Below are 11,259 nucleotides of genomic sequence, written 5' to 3' on the forward strand. Positions count from 1 at the left end.
AAAACGTTCATATGTAACTAGTCACGCAGAAAGTTGGACGGGGCTTCGCAGGTGGCACCAGCGGAGTACGCTTGACCTTCCACCGGACATGGAGCCTGCCTTTGGCACAGGCTCCTGGATCGGATGCCCCGAACCCCCCGTCCGGCCCGTGTAGCCGTCTCGACAACCCAGGATCGAGCCTCCATGCAGTCCGACATCGACGCCCAGCTCAACAACTTCTTCGAGGACGCCCCCGCACGCGAGTTCGACGTAGTGCTCCGTGGTTACGACCGGCATCAGGTCCACGATCATCTGAAGCAGCTAGACGGAGAGCTGCGTCAGTCCCGCGAGCAGGTGACGAGCCTGCAGCGTGATTTGTCCGACTCCCAGCGCCAGTTGCAGGAGCAGGAGCGCCCCACCTACTCCGGTCTCGGCGCCCGCATCGAGCAGCTGCTCCGCCTGGCCGAGGAGCAGGCCACCGAGCTCGTCCAGGCCGCGAGGTCCGAGGCCAACGAGATCAAGGCCGCCGCCAAGGTCGAGGCCGCCGACCTGCGGGCCGCCGCGGAGGCCGAGGCCGCTGAGAAGCGCGCCGTGGCCACGCGGGAGAGCGACGAGATGCGCACCGCCGCCGAGCGGGACGCCGAGGAGATCCGCTCGACCGCCCGCCGCGAGGCCGACGAGCTGACCAACACCACCGAGCGCGAGGTCGCCAAGCTGCGGGCCACGGCCGACCACGAGGTGGCGGAGAAGCGGGCCGACGCCGAGCGGGAGATCGCCAAGCTCCGCACCACCACCGAGCGCGAGGTCGCCCAGCTGCGGGCCTCGACCAAGCGCGAGCGCGACGAGGTCCTGACCACCGCCAAGCGGCAGGCCGACGAGATGCGCGCGCAGGCTCAGCGGGTGCTGGAGGAGTCGGAGGCCAAGCGGGCGCAGGACGAGGCGGAGTTCGAGATCCAGCTCGCCTCCCGCCGCGAGGAGGCCGAGCGCCAGGAGGCCGAGCGCCACGCCACCGCCCAGGCCAACACCCAGCGCATGGTCGCCGAGGCCGAGCAGCGCGCGGCCACGGCCGAGTCGCGGGCCACGAAGGCCACCCAGCAGGCCGAGCAGACGCGCCGCGAGGCCGACCTGCACGCCAAGCAGCTCGTCGCGAACGCCCGTAAGAGCGCCGAGACGGTAGTGGCCGAGGCGAAGTCGAGCGCCGACACCATCGTCACCGAGGCGAAGAACGAGGCCGAGCGCACCCGCACCACGATGCAGCGCCAGGTCGACGAGCTCACCCGCCAGCGCGACAGCATCACCAGCCACCTCGCCCAGCTGCGCCAGCTGCTCGGCGGCGCGGCCCTGCCCGGCATGGAGTCGTCGGAGCCCGCGGTCACGGCGGCCCCGCCCAAGCCCGCGCTCGCCGCTCCCGCGTCCGAGGCTCCGGCCACGACGCCCGCGGCGAAGGTCGAGGCCAAGTCCGAGGACGACGCCGAATGGTGGCAGGAGTAACCACCGGCCCGACGGCCGGGACTGCACACGGGGGCTGAAGAGCAGGCTGGAGAGAGCCTGGCGACCTGATGGTCGCTAGGCTCTCTCTTTGCTATTAGCCGACAAGCTCGGGAGTGTCACCTTGTCCGCGAATGTCGAGTCCGCGACCCCGGAGCCCACAGAGCAGCCCGCGCCGCCCGCGCCTGCGGAGTCCACGGCCGCAGGAAAGGAAGCGCCCAGGCCGGGCGGCGCCGCCAGGGTCCAGGACGGCGACGGAGGTCAGGAGCCGTACGGGCTGCCGGGCAAGCCGCTCGCTCGCGGCCCCTTCCTGTTCGGGCTGGTCGGCGGGCTGGGGGTGCTGACGGCGATCGCGATCGCGCAGATGGTCGTCGCGTCGCTGAGCACCATCATCCTGGTCGTCGTGGCGATGTTCCTGGCCGTCGGCCTCAACCCGGCCGTCGAGTCCCTCCAGCGCCGCGGCTTCGCCCGGCGGGGGGCGATCTCGATCGTGTTCACCGGGGTCATCGTGGCGTTCGCGCTGTTCGGCCTGGCCGTGGTGCCGCCGGTGAGCCAGCAGCTGTCGGAGTTCGTCGCGGCGGTGCCCACGTACGTCACCGAGCTCGGCAAGAATCCCACGCTGCACCAGCTCGACGCCGACTACCAGATCCTGGCGCAGCTCAAGACGTTCGTGACGACCACGCTCGGGCCGTCGCTGGCCAGCGGCATCATGGGCGCGGGGCTGGTGGTGCTGAACGGCGTCTACACCACGGTGACGCTGCTGGTGCTCATGCTGTACTTCCTCGGCTCGCTGCAGACGATCAAGGACTACCTGCTCAAGCTCGTACCGTCCTCCCGCCGGACCCGGACGAGGGCGATCAGCGAGCAGATCCTCTCCGGCATCGGCGGATACGTGGCGGGCAACGTGCTCATCTCGGTCATCGCCGGCTTCCTGACCTGGATCTTCCTGTCCGTCGCGGGGGTGCAGTACGCGCTCGCGCTCGCCCTGGTCGTGGCGCTGACGGACCTGATCCCGCTGGTGGGCGCGACGATCGGCGCGGTGCTCGTGACCGGGGTCGCGCTGCTGCAGTCGGTGCCGGCGGGGATCGCCTGCGCGATCTTCTTCGTGATCTATCAGCAGGTCGAGAACTACTTCATCTACCCGAGGGTGATGAAGCGCTCGGTGGACGTGACGCCGGCGGTGACGGTGATCGCGGCGCTGTTCGGCGGCGCGCTGCTCGGCATCGTCGGGGCGCTGCTGGCCATCCCGGTGGCGGCGGCGATCGCGTTGATCGTCCGCGAGGTGCTCCTGCCGCGCCAGGACCAAGCCTGAGGGCGTCCCGGGGGAGGGCCCGCAACCTGGGGACCCGCTTCGTCCCGCTGCCCCTCTCACTTCGGCTGAGGTCCCTTGGGAGTGGGAGGAGGGGCTGAGGTCCCGCGCGGGAGCGGGAGCGCGAGGTCCCTCGGGAGCGCGAGGTCCCACGAGGGCGGGTCAGGGGCGGGGACCGGCGAGGTCGGTCTGGAGGAACTCGGTGATCGCCGCGTTGAACGCCTCGGGCTGCTCCACCGCGCTCAGGTGGCCGGCCTTCGGGATGATCTCCAGTCGCCCGTCGGGCACGGCGCGTACCATCGCCTCCGCGTCGGCGGGCGGCGACAGCTCGTCCTCCTCCCCCACCACGACCAGCAGCGGCACCTTCAGCGCGCTCAGCGTGTCGAACGAGTCGGGCCGCGCGGCCATGGCCCGTTGCGCCCAGGCCACCGCGCCCGGCGGGGCGGACTGCACGAGCCCCTTGACCCGCCCGAACACCATGGCCCGCCGTTCCTTCGTGGTCGGCCCGATGAGCGCCGGGAGCACGTCGCTGACCAGCACCTCGCTGCCCGTGGACAGCACGGCCTGCGCGATGCGCTCCCTGTTCTCCCGTGCCGGTGGCGGGTCGGCGCCGGCCTTGGTGTCGGCCAGGACCACGCCGAGCACCCGGTCGGGGTGGCGCCGGCAGAACGCCATGGTCACGTAGCCGCCCATGGACAGCCCGCCGACCACCGCCCTGTCGATGCCCTCGTCGTCGAGGAGCCGGGCGACGTCATCGGCCATCAGGTCGAGCGACGGCTCGTCGTCGCCCAGCCGCGACCCGCCGAAGCCGCGCAGGTCGGGCGTGATGACCCTGCAGGCCCTGGCCAGGCCCTCACGCTGGGCCAGCCACATGGCCGACGAGAGCGGGAACGCGTGAAGCAGCACAACCGGGAGCCCGGTCCCTGCCGATCTCGTGTAGAGCTGCACGGACCACACGGTAACCCGGTTCACGGCCGCAAGCACTCAATGTCGTATGCCGATATCTGCCGAAAACCCTGAACGCCTCGATAAAAGTCTCTATAAGGACGTCATTCCGCCAATGTCCACCATAAAACTGACATTGCCTGGCGATTAATTCCGCGCACAATCAGATGGCCGTGGCGCCGCCGTCCACGAACAGCACCTGGCCCGTCATGTACGCCGAAGCCGAGCTGGCCAGGAACACGGCCGGCTGGGCCATCTCCGCCACCGTCCCCCAGCGCCGCATGGGCACGTTGGCGACCGTGGCCGGGCCGGAGGTCTCGTCCTCCCACAGGTTCCGGTTGAGGTCGGTGGCCGTCCAGCCGGGGCACAGCGCGTTGACCCGCACCCCCGCCCGCGCCCACTCCACGGCCAGCGTCTTGGTCAGCGCCACCACCCCGGCCTTGGCGGCGGCGTACGGGGCGAGGAAGGGCGCGCCGAGCGCCGCCACCGACGCCACGTTGATGACCGTGCCGCCACCCCGCTCCAGCAGGTGGGGCGCGACCGTGTGGCAGACGATCATGGCCGTGTCGAGGTTGAGCCGCATCAGCTTGTCCCACCCCGACAGCCGCAGGTCCTTGAACTCGACGAGGAAGTTCGACCCGCCCGCGTTGTTGACCACGATGTCCAGGTGGCCGAGCCCGTCGATGGCCGCCGCCACGGCACCGGCCGCGGCCTCGCGGTCGGTGAGGTCGGCGGGGATGACCACGGCCCGGCGGCCCAGCGCCTCGACCTCCTTGGCCACCTCGGTCAGGCTCTCGGCCGAGCGGGACACGAGCGCCACGTCGGCCCCCGCCTCGGCGTAGGCGAGCGCGATGCCCCGCCCGATCCCCTTCGACGCCCCGGTGACCAGAGCGTTCTTACCGGTGAGAGCAAACGCGTCCACAAAGCCTCCTCGCTCGGAACCGAACAATATTCTATGGACACTTCACCAGGAAACGCCACCGGCGCGGAACCCGTGAGGGTCCCGCGCCGGTGTCCATCAGCAGGGGCTAGCCGCCCAACCCCCAGATGATGATGTCGAGCGCGTCGGCGATGCCGCTCTTGTCGAGATAGTTGTTGACCTTGAAGCCGGCCTCGGCGATCGTGCCCGTCCTCGTGTTCTCGGGCTCGATCTTCTCCGGCCGGAAGATCTGCCGCTCACCCTGACCGGAGCCACCTGGCCGGGCCGCGGGCGGCGGTCCGTCCGGATACATCCGGCCGTCGCGGTAGACGGTGTAGGACTGCGTCGGCTGGGTCGAGCCGTCGTTGCGGTAGATCTGGCTCGGCCGTGGCTGCATCGGCTGCCGGCTGTCCCTGGGCGGCGTCTGCCGCTGCTGCGCCCTGTGGCTGGTCGGCCGCTGCGCCGGACGCTGCCGTGCCCGCTGGATCCCGCTGGGGACCCGGCCGGCCCGCCTGTTGCGCGTCCTGGCCGCCGCCGCGGCCCGGCGCTTCGCCGCCGCCTCGGCGGCCTTTCTCCTCGCCTCTCTCTTCGCCGCCGCCGCGGCCCTGCGCTGTGCCCGTGCCGTCGCCGCCTTCCTGGCCCTCTCGGCCGCTCTCTTCTTGGCCTGTTCCTGGAGCTTCTTCCTGGCCGCGGCCGCGGCCTTCTTCCGTGCCGCCTCCAGGGCCCGCTTCTTGGCCTCCGCCGCGGCTCTCCGCCTGGCCTCAGCCAATGCCCGGCGCCGTGCCGCCGCGATGGCGGCCCGCCTCGCCGCCGCGCGCGCCGCCGCGATGGCGGCCCGCCTGGCGGCGGCCATCGCCAGCCTCCTGGCGATGATCTGCGCCGCGACCCTGACCGCGATGGCGGCGACGAACCAGAACAGCTGCCCGTCGGGGTCGCTCATGGTGACGGGGCTGTTGTTGGCGTAGGCGTAGGCGTTGAGCTGCTGCGGGTTCTGCTCCTCCATGACGGGGTCGACCGACAGGAAGCGCCCGTTCTTGGGGTCGTACTCGCGGGCTCCGAGGTGGACCAGCCCGGTCGTGGAATCTTGCGTGCCTCCCACGAATCCGCGCTGCCCCGGCCAGAACGCCGGTGGCGATCCCCGGTTCTCGCCGAACGGCGTCGTCCTCCGTACGGCCAGCTCACCGGTGCCGGCGTTCACCGCCGCCTGCGAGGTGCCCTGGTGGTCGTTGACCAGGAAGTAGACCTGGTTGTCCGGCGTGCGCACCGCGATGGGCTCGCCGCCCATGGTGTAGTAGCGGGTCTGCTCGACGGCGTCCTTGGCGAAGTCGAAACGCAACTCCATGTCGTCGATGTAGAGCGTGGCGTCCGTCGACGTCTTGCGGATCAGCCGGTCGCCCTCCGCGTTGTACACGAAGGACGTCGTCTTGCCCGCCTCGGTCACCGACTCCAGGTTGCCCTCGGCGTCCCAGATCAGGGCCTGGTCGGAGGTGCCGACCTTGCGCCTGGTGGTGTTGCCCGCCGCGTCGTACTCGAAGAGGTCCGACCCGACGGTCTGCAGCGCGTGCGGCTGCTTGCCGCCCGCCGCCGGATAGGTCGAGGTACGCGTGGTCTCACCGGCGCCGCCCCAGGCGTGCTTGATCTCCTTGGTCCGGTTGCCGGTGGCGTCGTACTCGTAGCTGACCGCGTACGGGGCCACGCCGCCGATCTTGTCCGACTGCGGGCTGCCGCTCGCGCAGTCGTCGGTGCCGGTCCACGCGGAGGTCATGCGGCGCAGGTGGTCGTACTTGAAGCACTGCGTGTCCTGGCCGCTCGCGCCCTTGTCGGCGATCCTGGTGATGTTGCCGACCGCGTCGTAGGTGTAGTTGAGGTCCAGGTCGGTCGCCGTGGCGCCCTCCCTGTCCAGCTTCATCCTGGAGAGCCTGCGGGTGGCCTCATCATGGGTGTAGGTGAGCCAGGTCTTCTTCCCTCCGGTGCTCAGCTCCGTCTGCAGGGTCTCGCCCAGCTTGGAGTAGCGGGTCGCGGTCACGTACGACGACAGACCGCTGACCTTGGTCGGCTGGCTGAGCTCGTCGTAGGTGTAGACGACCTGCTCCTCCGCCAGGCCGCCCGCGGCCGGGAAGCTGACGGACTGGACCTGGTCGTCGATCGTGTAGCGGGTGTTGAGCTGGTACGAGCCCGCCAGCTTGCCCTCCCGCGCGGGGATGGTGACGGTCTCGCGCAGCGTGCGGTAGTCCGAGTCGATGGCGTTGATCTCGGCCTTGTACGCCTGCCCGCCCACGTAGCGGGTGCTGGCGTTCATGTGGCCCTTGGCCAGCGCGTCGTACTGCCACTCGGCGAGCAGCGGACCGGTCTGGGAGCCGTCGCGCAGCTCCTTCTTGCGGCCCAGGATGTCGTAGACGTAGTACAACGTCTTGCCGCGCGAGTCAGTGGTGCTGACCAGCTCGTCGGCGTCGTTGTACGTCATCGTGGTGGCGCCCTTGTCGGGGTCCTCCATCTTGATCTCGCGGCCGCGCATGTCGTAGTGGTGGCGCCACACGTTGCCCGCCGAGTCGGTCACCGTGGACAGCCGTCCGGCGTGGTCGTAGGCGTACTTGGTGGACTCGTACTCGCCCGTCGGGGTGGCGCCCTTGTACTGGCGCAGCTCGATGAGCCGGTCCTCGGCGTCGCCGATGCGGGTCGTGGCGGTGCCTCCGGGCGGCGGCGTCACGTGGATCCGGTCGCCCTGCTGCGTGGTGCTGACCCGGTACTTCTCCTGTCCCTTCGACTTCAGGATCTGGGCGTTGACGTCTCCGCTGCCGTCGAAGGTCACCGCGATCTGGTTGGGCACGTCCACGTCTGCCACGGCGAGCAGGTCGGTGGAGGGCGTCCCGGTGGCGAAGTAGCCGGTGTTGGACTTGGCGGCCTCGCCGAGCGAGTTGTAGACCGTGTCGGTGATCGTGCGCCCGTCACGCAGCGCCGGGTCCTGCGTCTGCTCGTCGCGGGGCGCGGGCTCCTGGGTCTGGCGCTTGCGCATCAGGCCGTCGTACAGCTCGTGGCTCGCGCTGTAGGTGCCGTCCGCGTTCAGCGTCTTCGTGGTGACGAAGCTGGGACCGTCGGTCCGCATGGTGTAGGCGTACTCGGTGCTGGGCGACTGGTTGCCCGCCTTGCTGCGGTCGGGCTGCCAGACCTTGACCAGGCGGCCGAGCGCGTCGTACTCCATGTCGATGCGGCGGTTGTTCGCGTCGACCTCGGCGTACGGCTCTCCCCAGGCCGGTTCGATCAGGGTGCGCTCGACGTGGCCGAGCTGGTTGGTCTCCGTGATCTCGGTCGGCGGCGCGCCCGCCGTCGGGGTGTAGGCGGTGGTGGACTTGGTGCCCAGCGCGTCGGTCTCGCTGGTCTCGCGGCCGTAGGCGTCGTAGGTGTGGGTGCTCTCGACGATGGTCGCGCCGTCCCCGGTCACGGTGTGCTCGACCGTGGTCACGTCACCCTTGGTCGGCGCCTGGCCGAACGCCTTGTTGTCGTACTGGACCTTCTCGTCGGAGATGATCTCATCGGCGGCCAGCTTGGCCACCGCGGTGCCGCAGCCGGCGGCGACCTTCTGGATCCGGCTCGTGTAGTCGAGCATCCAGCTGGTGTCGTTGCGGGCGTAGGTGTAGCGGGTGCACTGGTCGTCGTCGGTCGTGGCCAGGTCACCCTTCTCCTCCACCTGGGTGAGCAGGCCCTTGGTGTCGTACGAGCGCTCCTCGCCGGTACGCCGCCACTTGCCCGCGTCCAGCGCGGTCCTGGTGACCATGGACTTGGGCTCGACCACGTACGCGGCCTTGGTGATGCCGCTCTGCGTGGACTCGGCGGTCTTGACCGACCAGGGCTCCTCCAGCGTGGCGCTCAGGATGGCCCCGCCGTCGCCGTCGTAGACGATCTCCTCGCGCTCGAAGCCGGCCAGCTGGTCGAGGTCGTCGAGCTTGACGCCCTCGGAGTCCGTGACCTGCGCGCTGCGCTTGGAGCCGTCGGCCTGCTTGTCACCGTCCATGCCCCGGAAGTACCGGAACTCCGTCAGCGTGCGCTTGGAGTCCTGGCCGTCGCCCTGGCGCACCCGGACCCGGCCGTAGCCGCGGAAGTCGGACCACGAGCGGTGCTCGGCCTTGACCAGGGCGTTCTCGGCGTAGCGCCAGGCGGTCCCGTCGAGGTACTCGTAGTCGGTGACGACGTTGGGGGCGCCGCCGACGCGGTCCACCTCGACCGACTGCGTGACCACGTACTTGTGGAACCAGTCGTTGACCTCGGCCTCGTTCGGCGGTGACCAGCGCTGCGGGAAGCAGCGCCGGGTGTTCTTGTCGGCGGTGGGCACGTCGCCCGGCTTGCAGTCGGCGGCCGAGTAGTTGATGCGCAGCTCGCCGCCGGACTCGTTGTTCACGGCCTGCACGCGCCACTTGACCAGCGGGGCGCGGCCCTCGTTCGCGTCCACCCGGTTGGGCAGCTGGACGCCGATGAAGGTGGTCTTGGGCAGCGTGATCGTGCCGCCCACGTGACCGCTCTGCTGGATCGACGCCAGCCACAGCGCCGGGCTCATGCCGTCGCCCGATGCGGGGAACTGGTGCGTCAGCGTCCAGGAGTCCACCGCGGCGTACTGGCCCGAGGCGTTGACGATCTGCGTGGTGACCTTGGCCAGGCGCTTACGCGTGAAGAACGTCGGCGCCAGACGGTCGGTGCACTTCACGCCCGAGTCGCAGATCTGGTCGAAGGGGACGTCCGGCCAGCTACTGGCCGTCTCCTTCTTGAGCTGGTCGGCGGCGCAGGTGATCGTGCCGCTGGGCAGGCAGCGCTCGGCCACGTCGAAGACGACGCGGGCGGCGGGAGCCTTGGTGAACAGCTCGTTCTGCAGGTAGCCGTAGTCGATGCGGGTGAGGTAGCCCGCGCGGTCGTACACGGTGCCCTGCTCGGGCTTCATGTTGCGGCCGTAGTAGTTCTTCTCCTGGGCGTACCAGTACGTGGTGGCGTTGCCGTGGGTGTCCACCGCGTAGTCGAGGTTCCACCGGTAGGCCTGCTGGCACCAGGCGTTGGCCGGGGTGCTGTTGTAGCAGGGCTCCCCGCTGTTGTTGCCGAACACCGGCACCGTCTGCACCGACTTCGTCTCCGCCTTGCCGGTGACCCAGCCGGGCAGGCGGTTCAGGCCGAAGGTGTACTGGGTGCCGTCGGCGCCGGTGACGCGCCAGTACTCGCCGTTGTTGTCACCGTTGGTGGCCCCGGTGAGGTACTCGATCCGGGTGCCGTCGTCGCGCTTGGGCCGCCACTGCATGGACGTGGCGTCCTTGACCAGCTCGACGGCCGAGTTGCCGAGCGACAGGGTGACGTTCTCCCCGTCCCAGCACAGGTCGCCGGTCTTCTTGCCGTCGACCATGCAGGACTTGTAGCGGCGCTCGACGTAGCCGCTGGGGTTCAGGTCGAAGCCCTCACCGACCCAGGACGTCTGGTTGTTGGTGGAGGCGGTGCGGCCGTCCACGCTCTGGGAGGAGTAGTCGATCGACAGCTCCGGCTCGTCGCCGCCCAGCGCGGGAGGGGTACGCAGGTCGTAGTCCCAGTTGAAGTCACCGGACTGAGGGCCGACGCTCCAGCTCGCCGACGGCGCGAGCGAGGTGGAGGCGTGGTCGCCAGACTGGCCGGAGGCGGCGGCCGTGACCGCGTACAGGCCGGCCGACTCGACCTCGGCGGTGACCGTGCCGGCCTTCGGGTCGTTCTCGCTCTTGACCGGCTGGGGCGCGGCGCAGCCGTCGCCCCCGGTCAGCGCGCATTCCTCCAGCTTGACGACGCGGAGCCGGGCGCCGTAGTCGCCGCCGTAGGCGTACCGGAAGCCGGAGTAGTCGATCTGCAGGCGGGTCTTCTTGTCGGACGCGGCCTTGAGGTTCGCTCCCTGGCCGGGCGATACGCGCATCGCGAGGCCGAGCAGCTGGGAGTCGAGGAGCTCGACGCGTACCGGGTCGGTGGTCTCGGCCTCGGCCTTGGCGGTGGCGCCCTTCTGCGGGGCGAGCTTCACAGGGAAGCCGGTCGACGCCAGGGTGCTCGCCCCGGTACCGCCCAGCTCCGCCGCCTGAGGTTTGGGCCAGGCGACGCCTGGTGGCGCCTTCCACGCCTGTTTCTCGGCTGGATTGGCCATCGGGGGCAGGACCGGGACGCTCGTGCCCTTGACCGGCTTCTCGTTCTGCACCGAGGGGGCCGAGCGGGGCGCGGCCTGCGCGGGCATGGCGTACGTGAGGGGGACGACGATGACGATGGAGAGCACAGCCGCGAGCCTGCGGGGCCAGGACGACTCGGGCTTGGGTGCCAGGAAACGGTTCCAGTAAGGGTCGGGAATGTCTGGTTCGTCGGATTCGTGAGGTCGGTTCCAGCGGGATTCGGGCAGGTCTAACTCACTCGGCAGGTCCATGAACCTCTCCCAGTCGAGGGGTGCTGATCGGGACTTACTGGGTGGGCAGATTTATTGGGCGGCAAGCTGAGCGATCTGCTCGGCGCTCAGCACACCGTCATACATGCGGACGTCGTCCACGGCACCTGGCCAGTAGCCGGTGAACGCGCCCGCGGTCTTGGTCCGGCCCAGTTGCAGCGGGCCGGTGGCGTTCCACGCACTCGCGTGGGACGTGATCGT

Annotated in this window: 6 protein-coding genes; 2 read left to right on the plus strand and 4 right to left on the minus strand. The window is 70.0% G+C overall.

What is annotated here, in order from left to right; genetic code table 11:
- The first annotated feature begins 183 nt into the window (after positions 1-183).
- Together ABZS69_RS64030 and ABZS69_RS64035 are read left to right on the plus strand one after the other, a co-directional pair.
- Positions 184-1,470 (plus strand): DivIVA domain-containing protein, encoded by a 1,287-nt coding sequence (locus ABZS69_RS64030; protein ID WP_355393957.1) that lies wholly within the window; start codon positions 184-186, stop codon positions 1,468-1,470.
- A 121-nt stretch (positions 1,471-1,591) separates the two neighbouring features.
- Positions 1,592-2,779 carry an AI-2E family transporter gene (locus ABZS69_RS64035; RefSeq protein WP_355393960.1) on the plus strand — a complete coding sequence of 396 codons (1,188 nt, stop codon included), beginning with the start codon at positions 1,592-1,594 and terminating at the stop codon, positions 2,777-2,779.
- Between the two features lie 159 nt (positions 2,780-2,938).
- Here ABZS69_RS64035 and ABZS69_RS64040 read toward each other — a convergent pair whose 3' ends face one another.
- From ABZS69_RS64040 to ABZS69_RS64055, 4 genes are all read right to left on the minus strand, one after another.
- Positions 2,939-3,724, minus strand: a complete 786-nt coding sequence (locus tag ABZS69_RS64040) for an alpha/beta fold hydrolase (protein ID WP_355393963.1) — start codon at positions 3,722-3,724, stop codon at positions 2,939-2,941.
- A gap of 160 nt (positions 3,725-3,884) precedes the next feature.
- On the minus strand, positions 3,885-4,643 hold the full coding sequence (locus ABZS69_RS64045; protein WP_355393966.1) for an SDR family NAD(P)-dependent oxidoreductase: 759 nt from the start codon (positions 4,641-4,643) through the stop codon (positions 3,885-3,887).
- A 106-nt stretch (positions 4,644-4,749) separates the two neighbouring features.
- Entirely contained in the window at positions 4,750-10,896 is a 6,147-nt protein-coding gene (locus ABZS69_RS64050; protein ID WP_355393968.1) for an RHS repeat-associated core domain-containing protein, read from the minus strand.
- Positions 10,897-11,091: 195 nt separating this feature from the next.
- Positions 11,092-11,256: a LamG-like jellyroll fold domain-containing protein gene (locus ABZS69_RS64055; protein WP_355393970.1), complete on the minus strand. Its 165-nt coding sequence runs from the start codon at positions 11,254-11,256 to the stop codon at positions 11,092-11,094.
- Between the last annotated feature and the right edge of the window lie 3 nt (positions 11,257-11,259).

It is taken from the genome of Nonomuraea sp. NPDC005650 (assembly GCF_040605375.1).
Taxonomy (GTDB): domain Bacteria; phylum Actinomycetota; class Actinomycetes; order Streptosporangiales; family Streptosporangiaceae; genus Nonomuraea.